This is a genomic window from Flavobacterium sp. B330r (genome assembly GCF_056824325.1).
On sequence record NZ_CP124860.1, the window covers coordinates 2,853,544 to 2,872,906 of the forward strand.

At 32.1% G+C, this 19,363-nt stretch carries 20 protein-coding genes; 17 read left to right on the forward strand and 3 right to left on the reverse strand.

What is annotated here, in order from left to right:
* Positions 1-8 precede the first annotated feature (8 nt).
* From QLQ95_RS12820 to QLQ95_RS12895, 16 genes are all read left to right on the forward strand, one after another.
* Positions 9-674: an HAD family hydrolase gene (locus tag QLQ95_RS12820; RefSeq protein WP_095928638.1), complete on the forward strand. Its 666-nt coding sequence runs from the start codon at positions 9-11 to the stop codon at positions 672-674.
* Between the two features lie 2 nt (positions 675-676).
* On the forward strand, positions 677-1,483 hold the full coding sequence (locus tag QLQ95_RS12825) for a phosphoribosyltransferase family protein (RefSeq protein ID WP_095928639.1): 807 nt from the start codon (positions 677-679) through the stop codon (positions 1,481-1,483).
* 3 nt (positions 1,484-1,486) lie between these two features.
* Entirely contained in the window at positions 1,487-2,041 is a 555-nt protein-coding gene (locus QLQ95_RS12830; protein WP_095928640.1) for a TerD family protein, read from the forward strand.
* Positions 2,042-2,044: 3 nt separating this feature from the next.
* Entirely contained in the window at positions 2,045-2,653 is a 609-nt protein-coding gene (locus QLQ95_RS12835) for a TerD family protein (protein ID WP_095928641.1), read from the forward strand.
* A 5-nt stretch (positions 2,654-2,658) separates the two neighbouring features.
* On the forward strand, positions 2,659-3,744 hold the full coding sequence (locus tag QLQ95_RS12840) for a toxic anion resistance protein (protein WP_095928642.1): 1,086 nt from the start codon (positions 2,659-2,661) through the stop codon (positions 3,742-3,744).
* 35 nt (positions 3,745-3,779) lie between these two features.
* Positions 3,780-4,745, forward strand: coding sequence for a hypothetical protein (locus tag QLQ95_RS12845; RefSeq protein WP_095928643.1), 966 nt, complete (start codon positions 3,780-3,782; stop codon positions 4,743-4,745).
* A 7-nt stretch (positions 4,746-4,752) separates the two neighbouring features.
* The gene (locus QLQ95_RS12850; RefSeq protein WP_095928644.1) at positions 4,753-5,304 is read left to right on the forward strand and encodes a TerD family protein; all 552 of its coding nucleotides are present in this window, start codon (positions 4,753-4,755) and stop codon (positions 5,302-5,304) included.
* Between the two features lie 19 nt (positions 5,305-5,323).
* Positions 5,324-5,983: a TerD family protein gene (locus QLQ95_RS12855; protein ID WP_095928645.1), complete on the forward strand. Its 660-nt coding sequence runs from the start codon at positions 5,324-5,326 to the stop codon at positions 5,981-5,983.
* Positions 5,984-6,160: 177 nt separating this feature from the next.
* Positions 6,161-6,799: a vWA domain-containing protein gene (locus tag QLQ95_RS12860; RefSeq protein ID WP_482500220.1), complete on the forward strand. Its 639-nt coding sequence runs from the start codon at positions 6,161-6,163 to the stop codon at positions 6,797-6,799.
* A 77-nt stretch (positions 6,800-6,876) separates the two neighbouring features.
* Entirely contained in the window at positions 6,877-7,512 is a 636-nt protein-coding gene (locus QLQ95_RS12865) for a vWA domain-containing protein (RefSeq protein ID WP_482500221.1), read from the forward strand.
* Positions 7,513-7,530: 18 nt separating this feature from the next.
* Positions 7,531-7,980 carry a hypothetical protein gene (locus QLQ95_RS12870; protein ID WP_141248123.1) on the forward strand — a complete coding sequence of 150 codons (450 nt, stop codon included), beginning with the start codon at positions 7,531-7,533 and terminating at the stop codon, positions 7,978-7,980.
* Between the two features lie 252 nt (positions 7,981-8,232).
* Positions 8,233-9,285 (forward strand): TerY-C metal binding domain-containing protein, encoded by a 1,053-nt coding sequence (locus tag QLQ95_RS12875; protein WP_320492858.1) that lies wholly within the window; start codon positions 8,233-8,235, stop codon positions 9,283-9,285.
* A gap of 5 nt (positions 9,286-9,290) precedes the next feature.
* Positions 9,291-10,700 carry a PP2C family serine/threonine-protein phosphatase gene (locus QLQ95_RS12880; RefSeq protein ID WP_482500222.1) on the forward strand — a complete coding sequence of 470 codons (1,410 nt, stop codon included), beginning with the start codon at positions 9,291-9,293 and terminating at the stop codon, positions 10,698-10,700.
* A 2-nt stretch (positions 10,701-10,702) separates the two neighbouring features.
* Positions 10,703-12,214 (forward strand): helix-hairpin-helix domain-containing protein, encoded by a 1,512-nt coding sequence (locus QLQ95_RS12885; RefSeq protein WP_428237262.1) that lies wholly within the window; start codon positions 10,703-10,705, stop codon positions 12,212-12,214.
* Between the two features lie 29 nt (positions 12,215-12,243).
* Positions 12,244-13,242 carry a TerC/Alx family metal homeostasis membrane protein gene (locus tag QLQ95_RS12890; protein WP_095928653.1) on the forward strand — a complete coding sequence of 333 codons (999 nt, stop codon included), beginning with the start codon at positions 12,244-12,246 and terminating at the stop codon, positions 13,240-13,242.
* 230 nt (positions 13,243-13,472) lie between these two features.
* The gene (locus QLQ95_RS12895) at positions 13,473-15,395 is read left to right on the forward strand and encodes an ABC-F family ATP-binding cassette domain-containing protein (protein WP_482500223.1); all 1,923 of its coding nucleotides are present in this window, start codon (positions 13,473-13,475) and stop codon (positions 15,393-15,395) included.
* 171 nt (positions 15,396-15,566) lie between these two features.
* Here QLQ95_RS12895 and QLQ95_RS12900 read toward each other — a convergent pair whose 3' ends face one another.
* Entirely contained in the window at positions 15,567-16,529 is a 963-nt protein-coding gene (locus tag QLQ95_RS12900) for an App1 family protein (protein WP_320492862.1), read from the reverse strand.
* Between the two features lie 61 nt (positions 16,530-16,590).
* On the opposite strand from QLQ95_RS12900, the gene QLQ95_RS12905 reads away from it, so the two are divergent.
* Positions 16,591-17,460, forward strand: a complete 870-nt coding sequence (locus QLQ95_RS12905) for a diacylglycerol/lipid kinase family protein (protein WP_320492863.1) — start codon at positions 16,591-16,593, stop codon at positions 17,458-17,460.
* Between the two features lie 2 nt (positions 17,461-17,462).
* On the opposite strand, the gene QLQ95_RS12910 is transcribed toward QLQ95_RS12905, so the two are convergent.
* Both QLQ95_RS12910 and QLQ95_RS12915 read right to left on the reverse strand, forming a co-directional pair.
* The gene (locus QLQ95_RS12910) at positions 17,463-18,608 is read right to left on the reverse strand and encodes a GNAT family N-acetyltransferase (RefSeq protein WP_320492864.1); all 1,146 of its coding nucleotides are present in this window, start codon (positions 18,606-18,608) and stop codon (positions 17,463-17,465) included.
* Positions 18,609-18,727: 119 nt separating this feature from the next.
* Complete coding sequence (locus QLQ95_RS12915; RefSeq protein WP_095928658.1) at positions 18,728-19,216, reverse strand: DUF1761 domain-containing protein; 489 nt, start codon at positions 19,214-19,216, stop codon at positions 18,728-18,730.
* Between the last annotated feature and the right edge of the window lie 147 nt (positions 19,217-19,363).

The following is a 19,363-nucleotide window of genomic DNA, read 5'->3' on the forward strand; positions in this document are numbered from 1 at the left end:
GGAGATTCTTGAAAATAAATCATAAAAATTACAGCCATCTTTCTTTTGATTTATGGCTGACATTAATAAAATCAAATCCAGAATTTAAACAAAAAAGGAATCTGTTATTTAAGGACTTTTTTGAAATGGAGCATGGAATTGAAAGGGTAAATGAAGTCGTAAGATACTACGATGTTTTATGCAATAATATTAACGAAAAAACAGGATTAAATATTGATACGTACGAAATTTATTATTTAATTTTAGCGGCTTTAAATGTTGATTTTGATAAAAATGGTACAGATCGCTTAAAGGAGTTTTACAGCCATACAGAAGAACTATTTTTAAAGTATAAGCCAGTTTTAATTTATTCTGATATCGAAAAGATGTTTAAAGAAGTAACTAATCAAGGTAAATCGATAAATATTTTGAGTAATACAGCATTTATTAAAGGAAAGGTTTTAAGAAAAATATTAGAACATTATGATCTGGCTGAATATTTAAAATTTCAGATATATTCTGATGAAGTCGGATTTTCAAAACCAAACACTGAAATTTTTAAATTGGTATTTGATGAAGTTAATAAATATAAAAAAATAGAAAAAAAGGATGTTTTACATATTGGCGATAATAGTATTGCTGATTATAATGGAGCATTAAAATTTGGTTTTGATGCACATCTATTAAAAATATAAAAGTGAATATAAGCTATAGTTTACATAAAATTGTTGAAGAAGAAATCTGTCCTTTTAAAGAGACAGAATACAGCAGATTTAAATTTGGAGATAAGTTTTTTGCAGAGAAATTTGCAGAAGATCTTTTTGACGGATTTGTTGCTCAACATAAAGATTTAATTTTATCAAATAGAGACATTGTTATTTTACCAAGTCCTTATTTATCTATTCCAACTGCATCCAACTTTTTGTGCTATTATTTTAAAAAAGAACTAAACAGCTATTTGTTTAAAAATGGGAAAAAAGCTTGTATTGAATCTAAAATTTATAGAAATCAAACTTACGTAACAGATTACGGAAATTTAGATTTTGAACAGAGAGTAAAATTAATATCGAATGATACGTATTACATCGATCGTAATTTTATTGAGGGCAAACTATGCATTTTTGTAGACGATATTAAAATAACAGGTAGCCACGAGCATACAGTAAATAAAATTTTGGATCAGTATAATGTGAAAGGAGATTTTCTATTTGTTTACTACGCAGAATTGACTAATAAAGAGATTCATCCGAAAATAGAAAATCATTACAATTATTTTGCGGTTAAAAACGTAGAAGACATTGTCTCTATTGTAAATAGTGAAGATTTTCAATACAATACGAGAATCGTAAAATATATATTAAGCCTGGATGACAAACAATTTGCTTATTTAATTTCTAATATTTCTAGAAAGAAAAGTAACGAATTATTTCATCTTGCAATTAGTAATAATTATCACCAGATTTTAGAATATCAAAACAATATTAACGTAATAAAAATAGATTAGATTATGGCTATTAATTTACAGAAAGGACAAAGAGAAAATATTAATGCACCAAAATTTACAATTGGTCTAGGATGGGATACAAACAACAGTAGTACAGGTTCTAGTTTCGATCTTGATGCTTCGGCTTTTATTGTTGGTGCTAACGGAAAAATATTATCCGATTCTCATTTTATCTTTTACAATAATCTAAAAGCTCCAGACGAATCTGTTATTCACACAGGGGATAATTTAACAGGAGATGGAGACGGTGATGATGAGCAAATTAAAATAGATTTAACTAAAATAAATCCCGCTGTAAAAGAAGTTTGTATCGTGGTTACAATTCATGATGCTCAAGAAAGAAGACAGAATTTTGGACAAGTGCGTAATTCATTCATTCGTATTGTAGATGATTCTAACAATACAGAAATGGTTAAATATGAATTGGAAGAAGATTTCTCTATCGAAACTGCAGTTGAATTTGGAAGAATTTACAATAAAGATGGGCAGTGGAAATTTGAAGCAATGGGTGTTGGAATGAAAGGCGGATTGGAAGATTATTTAAATAAATATAACTAAGATATGGCAATTAATTTAGAAAAAGGACAACGTATTAATCTTGAAAAAAGTAATGGCTCAAAACTAGTAAACATCTGTGTAGGTGTGAATTGGGGAGCAATCGAGAAAAAAGGTTTTTTTGGCACAAAAAAAGAAGCAGTAGATCTAGATGCTAGCTGTGCTGTTTATGACGACAAGAAAAATCATATTGATTCGGTAAACTTTAGAAAATTAATTTCTAATGATCGTGCAATTAAACACAGTGGAGATGATTTAACGGGAGATTTAAATGGTGACGACGGATTGGATAATGAAGTTATCACTTTAGATTTTTCTCAGTTAACGCCTTCTGCAAGTCATGTTGCGTTTTTTATAAACAGTTTTAGAGGTCAGGATTTTAAAGATATTCCTTTCGCATCTATCAGAATATACGAAGGGACTCCAACTAGAGTAACTCAAGAATTTGCGCGTTACGATGTTGCAAATGATGCTTCATTTGCCGGTAACGTATCCATGATTTTAGGTGTTTTTTATAAAAGAAACGACGAATGGAAATTTAACGCAGTTGGAGTACCAACAAGCGATAAAAAATTAGAACAAACTATTGTTACAATTCAACAGAATCACTTATAAAAATCATGGAGAATCAATTAGTTACTCAGGAGAATACTGCTTTGATTGATAAAGATGGAAATGTAAATTTAGCTTCAATTACAGAAGCGGAAGTAAATAGTTATAAAAGCATTTCAAACCAATTGAATGAAAATGACGCCAATTCGATTCTGAATTATGGTGCAGAAATTCAAAATTCTATTGCTAAACAAAGTGATAATTTCTTAACGAATGTAAGAACTTATAATTCTGGCGAAGTAGGAGGTTTGATTAATGATTTATTAACTGAACTTAATTATATTGATGTAGAGCAGTTAAATCAAAGTCCATTTAAAAGATTTATATCAAAAGTTCCATTGCTTAATAAGTTTATTATTGACGTAAAAAAATTATTTCAGGAATACGACAGAATTACTGTAAATATTGATAAAATCAGTAATAAGGTAAAAGCAGGAATGATTAATTCTGTGAAAGATAACAGCGCACTTCAAACTATGTTTGATGGGAATGTGAATCTTATCAAAGAAATGGAAAAACACATTATTGCAGGACAAATTCGTTTTAAAGAATTAAACGAAGAGCTTGCTGTAATGGAAGCAAATAGCGCTCAATATCAGGATTATCAAATATCAGATAAAAGAACTTTCATCAATCGTTTAGACAAACGTCTGGCAGATATGAAGATTGTACGTTTTATCATGTTACAGTCTTTAGCGCAAATTAGAGTTGTGCAAAACAATAATACTTCTATTGCAGAAAAAGCACAGTCTATACTGACTACAACAATGCCAGTTTGGAAAAATCAGCTTACTCTTGCGGTGGCACTTCAAAGACAAAAACAAAATATAGAAGTACAAAGAAAAGTATCAGAAACAACAAATACTATTTTACAGAAAAATGCTGAAATGCTGAAACAAAATAGTATTGAAGTGGCTAAAGAAAACGAAAATACAGTCGTTTCTCTTGAAACGCTTAAGATGACAACGAAATCTTTGATTGATACTTTGACAGAAGTAAAGCAAATTCATGAGCAAGGTGCAGAAACCAGAAGACAACTTGATGCCGGTTTACAAAGTCTAGAACAAGAATTGAAAAAAGGTGTTGTAAGCTAAGATTAATAAAAATTGAATGTTTGGAAATTAAATAAATGCAGGAGGAAGAGGAAAGATATCTTGAAATAATAAAAGAGAGTAATAGAAAATTAGTGGTTTTAGAATTGTTAGCCAATTTCTTTAATCACAAGGATCTTGTTGGAGTTTTGGTACGAACAAAAATCATTCACAAACTCTTCGAAAAAAATAGAATTTTAGATATTAATAAACTGGAACTTTTTCATATTCAATATACTAACAGTTTAATTGATTTGTTTCAAAAACTAAAAAAATCAAAAGAACAGCAGTATGTTTTAATTTCAGATGAGATTTATATTAACGAAGATATTTTAGCAAAATTAAAATCGGAAATCGGGGAGACAAAGCTTGCAAAACAACTGCAGCTTCATGCTCAAAATATGTCAAGAAAGATAGAAGAACTCTATCAATTGTTTGTTACAGAAAAAGATGTTTTTTTCAATTGGAATGATTTGTTGACTTTCTCACAAAGCATTCAAGCAGAATATTATAGAGAAATTACTATTGATCAATACGAGAAGCTTTCGCAGTTTAATAAAAGTGTATATGAAAATGCACACGCACGATTTGAAAGAAAGCTTTTAGGACGACTAAATATTTTAGGTTTTAAGATCAAATTTTGTTGCGGATTAGTTTGTAATAATGAGATTATAGAAGTTTATGAATTCAGGGATTCTAATGACAAATTTGTTTTTGTTGCTAACGAAAAATCATTCTATTTCTTAAATGAAGAAGCTGTAAAAGGAATTGATCTTTCTAAAAATGATTCTTCTAAACAAATTATTATAAAAGGGCTGAAAAATAAAAATGCGGACCTAAAAAATGAACTTAGTACGATAAAAACAACACTGCCTGAAAGTGTTTTAGAAGTGCTAAATGAATATCTAGAAAAAATTTCGTCTGTCGATTTTCTGGATGAATTACAGAATGTTGATGAACAGACTAATATTTTAAAAACAATGTTGAATATTAATATTAATTAAAAATAAAATGGCAATTAACTTAGAGAAAGGACAAAGACAAAGTATCGATGCTCCAAAATTTACTGTTGGATTAGGATGGGATAGTAATTCAAGCAGCACAGGATCAAGTTTTGATTTGGATGCTTCAGTTTTTTTAGTTGGTGCAAATGGAAAAATTCCGAATGACAATCATTTTATTTATTACAATAACTTAAAATCACCTGACCAAGCAGTTACTCACGCAGGTGATAACTTAACAGGAGATGGTGACGGCGATGATGAAAAAGTATACATCGACTTATCTAAAATTTCTCCAGAAGTTCACGAAATCTGTTTTGTGGTTACCATTCACCATGCTGATACAAAAAGACAAAATTTTGGACAAATTAGAAATTCATTTATTAGAATTTTAGATCAAGCTAATGTTGAGTTAGTTAAGTATGAGCTTGACGAAGATTTTTCTATAGAAACGGCTGTCGAATTTGGTAGAATTTACAAAAGAAACGAAGAGTGGAAATTTGAAGCTGTTGGGATTGGAATGAAAGGCGGTTTACAAGATTACTTAAATAAATATAATTAATTTTAAAACATTAACTCAAATGGCAATTAACTTAACCAAAGGTCAAAAAATTGATTTAAGAAAAACTAGTGGTGAAACATTAACCAACTTCTGTGTTGGAGTAAACTGGGGAGCTATTGAAACAAAAGGCTTTTTAGGATTATCAAAAAATGTAGTGGATATTGATTTAGATTTAAGCTGTGTATTAATCGACGATCAAAACAAACTATGTGATCATTTGTATTCCCCACTTTACAGAGTAGAAGTTTTACAACAATTTGGTTTGCCAAAAGGTAAATTGATAAGTGTAGATGGTGCATTGAAGCATACCGGTGATGACCTTGCAGGTGATACAGGCGGCGACGATGGTTTGGATAATGAAATTATTACAGTTGACCTTTCTAAAGTTGATGCCAAAGTAAATCAGATATTTTTCTTTTTGAATAATGCAGGAAAAGAAGACTTTTCTCAAATTCCTTATGCAAAAATTAGAATGTATGAAGGAACTCCAACAAAAGTAGTTTCTGAATTTGCGTCGTATAATGTAGCCGCAGACCGTCAATACGTAAACAAGCGTTCTATTATTATGGGTAAATTGTACAAACGTAATGGAGAATGGAAATTCAGCGCAATTGGAGATCCAACAGACGATACTTTTTTAGGACAGACTATTCATAAAATAGTTCAATCTTACCTATAAATTGAAAACATTCATGGATTAGAGTTTCTCAGGTGATAGATCTGTTTATCAAGCTGAGAAACTTGTAATATTTTCATGCATTATTTCATTTTTAGTAGCGACTTTAAAAAGAAGCTCTAATATTTATAGCGCTTTTGAAACTTCAACCTATAATATTCCTGTATAAATCGTTATATCATGAGAAGACTGCCTGTATATTTACTTTTAGACACATCTGGTTCAATGACTGGCGAACCTATTGAAGCTGTTAAAAACGGTGTGCAAATGATGATCAGTTCGTTGCGACAAAATCCGCAAGCCATAGAAACTGCTTTTTTGAGTGTCATTACTTTTGACAGTACGGCACAGCAGATTATTCCATTAACCGATTTGGCATCTTTTCAAATGGTTGATTTAAAAGCGACTGGAGTTACGGCTTTAGGCGATGCTTTAAAATTGACTGCACAGAAAATAGAAACTGAAGTTGCAAAAACAACCACAGAGCAAAAAGGCGATTGGAAACCATTAGTATTTATTATGACTGACGGAATTCCGACAGATAATTGGGAAAGCGGTCTGGCAGAATTTAAAAAAGTAAAAACAGCTTTTACGGTTGCTTGTGCAGCGGGAGGCGGTGCAGATACCAATGTTCTAAAACAAATTACCGATACTGTAGTAAGTTTAGAAAACGCAGATAGCGCTAGTATTGGCAAGTTTTTTCAATGGGTAACAGCTTCAATTGGTGTAACTTCTACAAAAATTGAAGATTTAGGCAGAGAATTTACAAATGTAAAAGAATTACCTCCGCCACCATCTGAATTAAACATTGTGGTTTAAATTCAGTAAAAGGCGGGGTTGTACCGTCTAATTAATAGTTCACGAATTCATTGTTTTACTAGTTTTTAAAAATTATTATGAGAAGACTACCAGTATATTTTTTGCTAGACACTTCGGGTTCAATGTACGGAGAGCCAATTCAAGCTTTGAATAATGCTTTAAGTGGTATGATTAATACATTGCGTTCAGACGCGCAAGCATTAGATTCTCTTTGGATTAGTATTATAACCTACGACAGAGAAGTAAAAGAAATTGTACCCTTAACCGAATTGGTTCATTTTCAGCTTCCTGAAATAACTTGTCCGCAAAGTGGTCCAACCAATACGGGAGCAGGTTTAGATTTTGTAATTCAGAAAGTAAAAACAGAAGTTATAAAAGGATCTGCAATTTTAAAAGGCGACTGGAAACCATTATTATTTGTTTTTACAGACGGAAAACCATCAGATATTCAATTCTACAGAGAAAAAATTCAAGAAATTAAAGCCTTAAATTTTGGTGCAGTTGTAGGTTGTGCGGCCGGACATATGGCCAACGACAGTATTTTAAAGGAACTTACAGACAATGTTGTCCATTTAGATTCTGCTGATAGTTCTACTTTAAAGCAATTTTTTAAATGGGTTTCTGAAACTATCGAACAAGGAAATAAAAGCCAGGGAACAGGAGAAAGTGTAACGCTTCCGCCACCGCCAAGCGAAATAACAGTTGTGATTTAATTAAAAAAAATGCTTGATATGCTATTTACATTTTCAAAAGTGCTTATACATGTTGCCACAGCAGTGGATGAAGCTTATTATGAAGGAAAAGAAAATGAGCTTGAAAATTTAGAGCAAACTTCAGATGAGATATTAGACACCATGAATATAGATAATATCAATATGTGTTACGGGACAACAGGTATTGAAGATTTCAATATTAAAAATGTAGAGCAGATCTTAAAGCAGAATTACATTAAAAAGGATTTTATTATCCACGATGTAATTGTTAGAAAAAGTTGTGCTTATTTAAAAGTGAAACATGATATACCTTTAAATGGAGGAAATAAATGTTATGGCGCTTGTTTCTCTATAAATTATATGCAACCAAATAACGGAATAGCAGTTTACGGCTATCCAACCAAAAATACCGCAGAAAGAGAGGCTTTTAAGGAAATAGCGAGCGAGATAATCAAGGCACTTTCATAATGTATACAATTAAAATTCTTATTGAAATTCTGATTATTGCATTATTTTTTTATTCCAAATTATTGCCATATAAAGATAAGCTTCATCATCAGTTTAAATCGTATTTTGATTTTTTCAATAGTATATTTTCCCCCATATTAAATTTCCTGAAAACATTTGTAAAACCTGCTCAAGTCGGCGTTGGATTGGCAGTTAATATGACACAAATTATCCTTTTATTTATTTTTTTAATGCTATTAAAATTCCTTTAAAATGAGAAGATTACCAATATATTTTTTAATTGATATTTCAGAATCAATGGTTGGAGAACCTATTCAGCAAGTTGAAGAAGGTTTATCAACTATTATTCAGGCATTAAAAACAGATCCGCATGCTCTGGAAACGGTTTATGTTTCTATCATCGTTTTTGCAGGACAGCCAAAAACTTTAGTACCGTTGCAGGAAATAGTGAGTTTTTATCCGCCTAGATTTCCAATTGGAAGCGGGACATCGCTTAGTAAAGGTTTAGGGCATTTAATGTATGAATTAAGAAATAATATTGTTAAAACGACTTATGAAGTAAAAGGAGATTGGAAACCAATCGTTTTTTTATTTACTGACGGAGTTCCGACAGACGATACGCAGGCAGCAATAAACGAATGGAAAAATAATTGGCAGCGAACTGCAAATTTAATTGCGGTTTCATTTGGAAACGAAACGGATACAAAATTATTAGGGCAGTTGACAGAAAACGTACTTCACTTTAAAAATACAAATGTACAATCGTACAAAGAATTTTTTAAATGGGTTACAGATTCTATTAAAACCAGCAGTATTAGCGTAGAAAATAATTCATCTGGTTTTGAATTGGCAAAATTAGATGGAGAAACGCTTTCTAAAATTGATTTGACAAAAGAAGAACCAAACAAGCAATATGTAGATGATAATTATGTGGTTTTAAGCGGAAAATGTCAAAATACTAAGAGACCATATTTGATGAAATACCGCAAAAATATTGCGCCATCTATTTATGCTGGAATCGAATTGACGTCAAAAAATTACAAATTAGTTGGCGCTTATCAAGTTGACAATAATTATTTTGAATTGGCTGATAATAGTAATTTCAATACAAAAGTAAATACAGAAGAATTGTTTGGTGCACCAACTTGTCCATGTTGCGGCAATCAAATTGCATTTGCAGTTTGTGTTTGCGAAAAAATACATTGTATTGGCGACGAGCAAATTAGTACATGCCCGTGGTGTAACAATCAAGGATCTTACGGTTATGGCGAAGGTGGTTTTGATGTAAACAGAACGCAAGGATAATACGTATGGAAGAGACCAAAAGATATCTTCAGTCTTTTTTATTCCAGAATAAAATTGATATTCCAAAAGGCAAACAATCGCTTTTTGAAGATTTTATTTCTAGTGAAAACAATATTGCAGCAGTAAAAATAATAAAAGAAAAACAGCAGATCATTATGCAAAATTGGAACTTAATAAATCGAATAGATGATATTACGAATCAATCTGTTTTTCTGCCAAACGGTACCGTAAATAAAGCATACCAAGCAAAAATTGATTTTATGCAATTGGGTTGGGATGATATTATTTCGTACGAAATGGAAAATTTAGAAGAAACCGGACTTTCATTTGATCGCGAAGAAAAAGTGCTTTCGGGAAATCCGAAAATAAGCGGCGATTTAAAAATAAAAATGCTTTTTAAAATTGATGGCGAATCGGAAGAAACGCCTTTAAACGAAAAAGTTTTTACCATAATTATAAATCCTGACCCAAAATCACTTTGGAAAAGTATTGAAAGTGACAAAAATGCTCCTTTTGCTAAAGAAGATAATGTAGCGGTTGCGAGTACTTTTTTAGATAAAAAAATTGTTGTGGCTTCCAAAAGAGGAAGAAGTCATGCCAATGTGGGCTCTTTTAGAGAAGACGATTTTGCATTCAAAAATTTTGATACAAATGGCTGGAGTGTTTTGGCGGTTTCAGACGGCGCAGGTTCGGCGGCTTTATCGAGAAAAGGTTCAAAATTAGCTTGCGATACTTTAATTGAGTACTTCGAAGAAAATCTAGATAAAGAAAATTTAAAAGAATTTGACGAGATTTTACTTCATCATTACCATAAAACAGATTCAGATTCATCAAAAAAAATAAGTCATTTTGGTTACAATACATTATCAAAAGCGGCTCATTTTGTTAATCAAAAGATTGAAGAATTTGCGACGGCGAATAACGAAGAACTGAAAAAATTTCATGCAACTTTAATTTTTGCTTTAGTTAAAAAATATGATTTCGGATATGCCATCTTAACTTTTGGAGTTGGGGATTGTCCCATTGGTTTGCTAAATAAAGATTTAACCGAAATTACATTGATGAATGTTATCGATGTAGGCGAATTTGGTGGTGGAACACGTTTTATTACCATGCCTGAAATTTTTCAAAGCGATAAACTTTCTTCACGTTTCGGCTTTAAATTAGTAGATGATTTCTCTTATTTAATACTAATGACAGACGGAATTTACGATCCTAAATTTGTGGTCGAAGCCAATTTAGAAAAAATAGAAAAATGGAATGAATTTCTGTCTGACTTAAAAGGCAATAATGAAGATGGATCTAAAGTTGATTTTGAATATGAAAATGCAGATATTGCGACACAACTTTCAATCTGGATGGACTTTTGGAGTCCAGGAAATCATGATGACAGAACGCTTGCTATAATTTACTAAATATGAGTACAGTTACAGTAAAATCAATAAACGACTCTACCAAAACGTATCAATTTGTTGATAACGGAGAGCCGATGCGCGGTGGTGTAAAAGACGTTTATTTTAGTCCCGACAGAAAATATGTAGTCGCTATTTTTAGAGCTAAATTAGATTTTAATCAGAAAGAAAGACTGCAAAAAATTACCAATAAATTTTTAGATCAAATTACAAATGGAGAGTCTGGAGACTATTTTATAAATGAAGTTTACAGATGGCCAACGGATGTTATCGATTATAATGGTTTGACGGGTGTAATTGTTCCTATTTATAAATCAAATTATTTTTTTAAGAAAGGATATGCAACAAGTGATTTAATTCAGGGAAAAGAAAAAGAAGGATTATGGTTTTCAAGTTCCAAATTTAGAAATCCTCATTATCCACTTCGAGTAGCAAATTCTGAATTGGGTAATTGGTTGAATTATTTTCAGATTTGTGTTAATTTAACTAGAGGTGTAAAAAAAATGCATGCTATGGGATTGGCACATTCTGACTTATCTCATAAAAATGTTCTGGTAGATCCTATTGATAAAACAGCCTGTATAATAGATATTGATGGATTGGTAGTGCCAGGAGTATTTCCAGCAGAGGTTATAGGTACACCAGGTTTCATTGCCCCTGAGGTTCTTTCAACAAAACATTTAGATAAAAATGATACGAACAGAAAATTGCCGAACAGATTAACAGATTTGCATGCATTGCCAGTTTTGATTTATATGTTTCTATTGCATAGGCATCCGTTAAAAGGAGGAAAAGTCCATGATTTAGATACCGAAAAAGACGATTTATTGTCAATGGGCGAAAAAGCGATGTTTATCGAACACCCAACCGATGCTACAAATAGGCCAAAATTAAACCAAGTTTCTAAATGGGATTTGCCTTGGGCAGATATAACAAAATTGCCATACACCATAACGGGACCTTATTTGAAGACCCTGTTTGATAAAGTTTTTATAGACGGATTACACAATCCGATGCAAAGACCAAACGCAGAAGAATGGGAAATTGCATTGTTAAAAACAACCGATTTAATGCAGAAATGTCATAATCCGACCTGCGACCAAAAATGGTATGTTTTTGATAATACAAATACTCCAAAATGTCCTTTTTGCGGTACTCCGCATCAAGGAACACTGCCTGTTTTAGATCTGTATTATCAGTTTCAGGAAACGACTTGGAAGCCCGAGAATCATCGATTAATGGTTTATAATGATCAATATTTGTTTCAATGGCATGTTAATCGTAATATTGCCAGAAATGAGAAATTAACACCGCAGCAAAAAGTGCCTGTTGGTTACTTTACTTTTTTTAATGGGAAGTGGGTTTTGGTCAATCAAAAACTGACTTCGCTAAAAGATTTAACTGAAGACAAAGAAGTTCCAATTGGTACAATGGTAGAACTTACACACGGAAAAAAAATACTGCTTTCTAATGAAGAGGGCGGAAGAGTCATTGTGGTAACAATGGCCAATATATAATTTAAAAATTAACCTAATTAATATCTAAAATGAATCAACACCCAATCTTTTCGGAACATCCCGGTTTAATTATTGTTTTTGCGGTTGCAGTAGTTATTATGCTGTTGCTAGATTTAGGAATCTTCAACAAAAAAAGTCACGTCGTAACAAATAAAGAAGCTATAACTTGGTCATTAGTTTGGATCAGTTTAGCCATGATCTTTAGTGGTTTAGTGTACTATTTTGCAGGTGCAGCTAAATTCTATGAATTTCAATCGGCATATTGGATCGAAAAAGCGCTTTCTGTTGATAACCTTTTTGTATTCATATTAGTATTTAAATTTTTTGATGTTGCGAATAACAACAAACATAAAGTGTTGTTTTGGGGAATCATCGGAGCATTAGTTTTAAGAGCAATCTTTATTTTCTCTGGTGCTTTCTTAATCGAATTAACGTATTTAAACAAACTTTTAGGCCTTGCAGGATTAGAAGGATTTAAATATGATATTAACTTAATCATGACAGCTTTCGGATTGTTCTTGGTATATGCTGGGGTTAAATCTTGGTCTTCTGGAGACGATGACGATGATGAAGATTACAACAATACTAGAGGAGCTAGATTGATTAGAAAGTTCTTTAAAGTTAGCGATAAGTATGACGGAGATAAATTCTTTACATACGAAAATGGTAAAAAATTAGCAACTCCACTTTTAGTAGTTGTAGCCGTAATTGAATTTACAGATTTACTGTTTGCAGTAGACTCTATTCCTGCGATTTTTGCAATTTCAAATGATCCATTTATTCTTTATACTTCTAACATTTTTGCAATTTTAGGGCTTAGAGCATTGTTTTTCTTGTTAGACAACTTTATTCACTTGTTTAGTAAATTGCAATATGGTCTAGCCATTATCTTGTCATTTATCGGAATAAAAATGATTATTTCTCCATTCTACCATATTGAATCTATTTATTCTTTATTAGTAATTGGAGGTGTACTTTTAATTTCTGTTTTAGCTTCGATCTTAATGCCAGAGCCTAAAGAAGCTTAAAAAAGCATTCAATAATTTAAATTTTAAAAACGGATTGAAAATCACATTGAATTTTCAATCCGTTTTTTTGTTTTAGAATATGGTAAAAGCGATTGTTTTTCAGTATAAAAACTTCAATTAAAAGTTATACTTTTGCACTTTCAAAATTGTAAATGCCAAAGGTTTATTTACAGTTTGTTTTTTATTAATAAAATAAAGGTTTTTCACAGCCTTTAGTTTTTACTCAAATTATGCTTAATATACACAATCTTTCCGTTTCTTTTGGAGGAACCTATTTATTTGAAGAAGTTACTTTTCGTTTAGGCGCCGGCGACCGTGTAGGTCTTGTTGGTAAAAACGGAGCTGGTAAATCTACAATGCTAAAAATGCTGGCAGGAGATTTTAAACCAGACTCAGGAGTTATTTCGCAAGAGAAAGATATCAGAATGGGTTTTCTACGTCAGGATATTGATTTTGAACAAGGAAGAACCGTTTTGGAAGAAGCCTATGAAGCTTTTACAGAGATTAAGGTTGTAGAGAAAAAACTGGAAGAAATCAATCATCAATTGGTTACTAGAACCGATTATGAAAGTGAAGAATACGGGCAAATCATTGAAGATTTATCTGATTATACACATCGTTTTGAACTTCTTGGAGGTTATAATTATGTGGGAGACACAGAGAAAATTCTTTTAGGTCTTGGTTTTAAAAGAGAAGTTTTTAATAACCAAACAGAAACGTTCTCTGGAGGATGGAGAATGCGTATCGAATTGGCTAAATTATTATTACAATCCAACGATGTATTGCTTCTGGATGAGCCAACCAACCACTTAGATATCGAAAGTATCATTTGGTTAGAGAATTTCCTTCGTAATTATCCTGGAGTTGTCGTAATTGTATCGCACGATAAAATGTTCTTGGATAATGTTACCAATAGAACAATCGAAATTTCGTTAGGTAAAGCATACGATTTTAATAAACCATATTCTCAATATTTAGAACTGCGCCATGAAATTCGAGAAAAGCAATTGGCTACTCAAAAAAATCAGCAGAAAAAGATTGAGGAAACAGAGAAATTAATCGAGAAATTCCGTGCAAAAGCTTCAAAAGCTTCGATGGCGCAATCGCTGATTAAAAAATTAGATAAAGTCGAAAGAATCGAAGTTGACGAAGATGATAACTCAGTAATGAATATTTCGTTTCCAGTTTCAAAAGAACCTGGGAAAGTTGTTATTGAAGCTGAACATGTAACGAAAGCTTACGGTGACAAAACGATTCTTAAAGATATAAGTTTACTGGTTGAAAGAGGAAGTAAGATTGCTTTTGTTGGACAAAACGGGCAAGGAAAATCGACTTTCATCAAGGCTCTTGTAAACGAATTTGAATATGAAGGAAATATCAAATTAGGACACAATGTTCAATTAGGATATTTTGCTCAAAATCAGGCAGAATACTTAGACGGAGAAATTACTTTGCTTCAAACAATGGAAGATGCTGCAACTGACACAAATCGTATGAAAGTACGTGATATGTTAGGTTCGTTTTTGTTCCGTGGAGATGATGTGGAGAAAAAAGTGAAAGTACTTTCTGGAGGTGAACGTAACCGTTTGGCACTTTGCAAATTGTTGTTACAGCCAATTAATGTCTTGCTGATGGATGAGCCTACGAACCACTTAGATATTAAATCTAAAAACGTTTTGAAAGCTGCTCTTCAAAAATTTGGCGGAACTTTATTATTGGTTTCTCACGACAGGGATTTTCTTCAAGGAATGTCAAATATCGTTTACGAATTTAAAGACCAAAAAATCAAAGAATATTTAGGTGATATCAACTTTTTCTTAGAACAGCGCAACCTTGAAAATATGCGTGAAGTAGAGAAAAAAGATGTGGTGAAAAATGCGCCAGCTGCAAAAGAAAAAGAAGCTAGTAAATTATCTTACGAAGATCAGAAGAAAGGAAAAGCCCTTCAGAACAAATTAAGCAAAATCGAAAGCCAGATTCAGCAATTAGAAAAGCAAATTCAGCACGACGATAAGATGTTAGAAACTAATTACGACAAACATATCGAAGATGCCTCATTTTTTACTGCTTACAATAAAAAGAAAGAAGATTTGGAGCAATTGTTAATCGATTGGGAAGTTGTTTCAGAAGAAATTGATGGGTTGAATGCTTAATGTTTTTGTTTCAGGTTTCAGGTTTCAAGTTTCATGTTGACGAGTAAATTTAACCGCAAGGCACGCTAAGTTTTTTGTAGTTGGCATTTACAATTTACAAAGTTCGCAAAGCTTTATCAATAGATAGCTTTGCGAACTTTGCGTTTTATAAAACTTGAAACTTGAAACAAACTACTTAATAATCCCGATCGATCTAGAATGATCAATTGCTTTACTGCTTTCTTTAAAATAGCAAACGGAAACATTTATGCTTTCCAGATTTTTTAGAATCTTTTGGACTTCTTTTTTAGGAGATTTACCCGTTTGTCTAATATAAACCGCAACAACTGTAACGGGAAATATTTTGCAAATTCTTTCGTAAAGCATTGGATCGTGCTGCGAGTCATCGCCCATTAAAACATATTTTAAAGTTGGGTAGAACTCTACAACATGCTTTATTTTTTCGTATTTATGATCGTGATTTCCTCTTCCGCTCATGAAGAAATCGGTGACTCCTCTTTTGATGTCTTTTAAGAGAAAAACGGCTTTAGGGAGTTTGTGAATTCGGGTGAATTTAGCAATAAATCGGTATAAATTCCATTCGCTGCTAGAGATGTAGAAAAAAGCATTTACTTCTTCGACATTGTCTCTTCCTGCAGAACTTAAAGCTTGATAGTGAGGTACAACATCTTTAAAAACTTTTCGGTCATTTACATTTTTAAATAATAAAATATAAAGTTTTCGAAAAAAGTTATTGGTGTGTGAAATCAGAAAAGTGTCGTCAATGTCAGATATGATTCCGAGTTTTCCTTTGTGAGGTCTAATAAAACTGCCTTTGCAAGTTATGGTTTCTTCTTTATATTTTAAACTCACTTCGTAAGACATCCATCCAAAATGGGTTTCTTTTTCTAATGGAATGCAAAAATTGAAAAAGCCATCATCTAATGTTTTAGTGTGGATGACTTCGCCATTATAATGAAGATAAACATCAAAATTTTTAATGGTTTTTATTCGGAACAGTCTGAGTATCGAAGTGGCATTTTTTAATTTTCTTTTCTCAAAATCGTATTTGTTTTCTCTTTTTAAAACATGCCCCATTACAATTAACTCTTGCTCATTTGCATAACCGCGATATAATTGTAGAATTGGTTTCATTAATTACGTATATTTATGTAACTGTAAATTACTTAATTTAATTGGTTTTAAAAATAAAATTTTGAAAAAGAATATTCTATTTGTTGTAAATCCTATTTCTGGTGACTTGGATAAATCAGATCTTATTGATGCTGTTGAAGAGTTTGCAGCAACCAATCATTTCAATTTGGAAGTCTACGAAACTACGGGAAAAAATGATCTAAGAACCATACAATCTTTATATAATGAACATGAGCCAGAGCGCATTATTGTTGCAGGAGGCGACGGAACGATAAAAATGGTAGCTGAAGCGGTAGAAGAGCAAGATGTTATAATTGGGATTTTGCCTGCAGGTTCTGCAAACGGACTTTCGGTTGACTTGAATCTTCCTGATGGAATAGAGGAGAACCTTAAAATAGCGTTTCTACACCATTATATCGAAATGGATATGATTTGTATTAACGGAAAAAAAAGTATCCATTTAAGTGATATCGGATTAAATGCCAATTTGGTTAAAAATTATGAAGAAAGTGATGTGCGTGGTTTTTGGGGATATGCATTGCAAGCTTTCACAACGCTCAAAGAATCTGAGGAACCTTTTGTTGCTACCATTTCGGCAAATAACAAAACGGTAGAGCATGTAGCAAGAATGATTGTAATAGCCAATTCGCAGAAATATGGAACTGGAGTTGTAATTAATCCAAATGGAGCTATGAATGATGGGAAGTTTGAGCTGGTGATTTTAAAAAGTTTGGATCTACTTTTAATCGGAAAAATAATTACCGGAAATATGCCAATTGATTCTGATGATATTGTGATTATTTCAACCGATAAGGCTGAAATAAAAACGGATTATCCCGTTAATTTTCAAATTGATGGAGAATATTGTGGTGCTCAGACTTCTTTAGAAATTCATATTCTGCACAAGCAAATGAAAATTGCGGTACCGTAGATTTATTTAAATGGATTACGTTCCTGCCATTCTGTTTTTGGTTCTAAATAATTAAAAAACCTTGAAATGTTATGGTTAATCAATGCATTGCTATGTGTGATTAAACCATACATTTTAACTGGTTTTGCCCCAACCGAACTTTTAATTTCAAGAGCTGTTCTGGCAAAAACAATTTCTTTGAAACCTTTCTTAATAGAATAAGCGATCATATCGTAGAGCATATTTAAATACAGCATTTTTTCGCGCTGAACACTTTCGTCATAACCAAGAAAATACGTATCCATTACATCGCCATTTTTGATTAAAGTGTTGAAGCCGATTAGTTTTTCATCTAAAAAATAGCCATAGAGAAGAAAGTTGTCTCCCATGATTTCTTTGAAAAAGCTGAAATGATTTCTCGCCAGAAAAAAGGTATTGAAAGGTGCATTTTTTGCAACATGAAAATATAAATCGTAAATCACATCTTCATATTGTTTAATGTCAGAAAGAGACATTTGCTGTTTTACAATTCCTTCCGATTTTTTGCGTGCCCGTTTGTATTGATCGCGATATTTTTTTAATAAAGCATCAATATAATCTTGTTCGGTTTTCCAATTTTCATTGATTTCAAAAATCATATTTGGTTGGGTCGAAAACGTGTAGTTGTTTTTGAATTCTGCCTGAAGCGGTTCGATTTCTTTTGCTGTAAAATCTTTTATGCTCGTTATATGAACCTTTCTTCCGCTTTCTTTCAAATCTTTTTTAAGCTGATTGATAGCCTTATGAAGTGTTTTAATCGCTTTGGATTCTTTGATGGTCTTGTCAAAAATAAAAGCATTTTGTCCTGTAAGCATATTGTTTCCAACAAATAAAACGTGTGAAGCAAAATTCTTTAATGCAAAATTACGTACCGAAGTTTTTAAGCATTTATCACGCTCTCCAAAAGATTCAAGTTTTTCTGCAAATAAGAATTGCGTTAAAGCAATTCCGATTAGTTTTTTTTCTTCAAAAAGCCCAATAAAATGGCAGGTCATATTTACTGGAGAAGAATTTTCCAGTACTTCGAGATATTCTCGTGTCAAAAAAATATTATTTGCTGCAAGCGAGTTCCATTCTAAAGGCAGTAATGATGCGCTTTTGTAAATCTGGAAAGAATATGTTGTATTCAAAAGAGTGAGCTAATTTCTTCAAAATTAGATAATATTTATAATAACTAATGGGGTTTAAGTTATTATTAAGAAAAACCCATTTGAAATAAATTTTTCAAACGGGTTTTTTATAAATGATATTAAGCAAATCCGCAGATGATTCCGCCCATAAGGGTCAGAGTAAGAATCCAGTATCCGCTATGGATAAAAATATATTTCCAAGATTTTCTTTCAAACAAGCCGTTGATTCCAATTAAGGGAAAAGCAAAAAATAGTCCCGACATAAAACCGTGAAGCGCACCATGCTTGAAAGTTCTGTAGGCCATTCCGTAATCTGCCATAAAAGCAGCAAATGAAGGTTTTGCACTGTCAATTAATGGCGGTCCACCAACCATTCCGATTGCACCAGACTGATGAATGGTCAGAGACATTAAAGTCATTGTAATCATTAGAGAAAAAATATACGTTAGTCCGAAGATTTTAAGCATATTTCCTTTTTTTAACTCTTCTTGAGTAAGATTATTTTCTTTCATCCAGATTGTTCCGAATACTTTTGGGCTGTACCAGATAAAACCAGTTACGAGTGTGACAATTGCTGCAAGGAATAAAGCAACGAAGTTAATTTGCATAATGTGAGGTTTTTAGAATTAGTTGATCAAATGTAATCAAAAAAAATGCAGGTTCTGAAAAATAATAAAAGTAGCTTAAATCCTACTTGTAAAATTTTTTTAAACAGTTTGCCGATATTTGGTGTATTATAACAGTGAATTGCATAA

Coding starts and splice junctions, on each gene's coding strand:
- QLQ95_RS12870 (WP_141248123.1), top strand. CDS start 7,531: ATGCTATTTACATTTTCAAAAGTGCTTATACATGTTGCCACAGCAGTG.
- QLQ95_RS12900 (WP_320492862.1), bottom strand. CDS start 16,529: ATGAAACCAATTCTACAATTATATCGCGGTTATGCAAATGAGCAAGAG.
- QLQ95_RS12895 (WP_482500223.1), top strand. CDS start 13,473: ATGCTTAATATACACAATCTTTCCGTTTCTTTTGGAGGAACCTATTTA.
- QLQ95_RS12855 (WP_095928645.1), top strand. CDS start 5,324: ATGGCAATTAACTTAACCAAAGGTCAAAAAATTGATTTAAGAAAAACT.
- QLQ95_RS12865 (WP_482500221.1), top strand. CDS start 6,877: ATGAGAAGACTACCAGTATATTTTTTGCTAGACACTTCGGGTTCAATG.
- QLQ95_RS12830 (WP_095928640.1), top strand. CDS start 1,487: ATGGCTATTAATTTACAGAAAGGACAAAGAGAAAATATTAATGCACCA.
- QLQ95_RS12915 (WP_095928658.1), bottom strand. CDS start 19,216: ATGCAAATTAACTTCGTTGCTTTATTCCTTGCAGCAATTGTCACACTC.
- QLQ95_RS12880 (WP_482500222.1), top strand. CDS start 9,291: ATGGAAGAGACCAAAAGATATCTTCAGTCTTTTTTATTCCAGAATAAA.
- QLQ95_RS12890 (WP_095928653.1), top strand. CDS start 12,244: ATGAATCAACACCCAATCTTTTCGGAACATCCCGGTTTAATTATTGTT.
- QLQ95_RS12860 (WP_482500220.1), top strand. CDS start 6,161: ATGAGAAGACTGCCTGTATATTTACTTTTAGACACATCTGGTTCAATG.
- QLQ95_RS12840 (WP_095928642.1), top strand. CDS start 2,659: ATGGAGAATCAATTAGTTACTCAGGAGAATACTGCTTTGATTGATAAA.
- QLQ95_RS12835 (WP_095928641.1), top strand. CDS start 2,045: ATGGCAATTAATTTAGAAAAAGGACAACGTATTAATCTTGAAAAAAGT.
- QLQ95_RS12885 (WP_428237262.1), top strand. CDS start 10,703: ATGAGTACAGTTACAGTAAAATCAATAAACGACTCTACCAAAACGTAT.
- QLQ95_RS12850 (WP_095928644.1), top strand. CDS start 4,753: ATGGCAATTAACTTAGAGAAAGGACAAAGACAAAGTATCGATGCTCCA.
- QLQ95_RS12875 (WP_320492858.1), top strand. CDS start 8,233: ATGAGAAGATTACCAATATATTTTTTAATTGATATTTCAGAATCAATG.
- QLQ95_RS12845 (WP_095928643.1), top strand. CDS start 3,780: ATGCAGGAGGAAGAGGAAAGATATCTTGAAATAATAAAAGAGAGTAAT.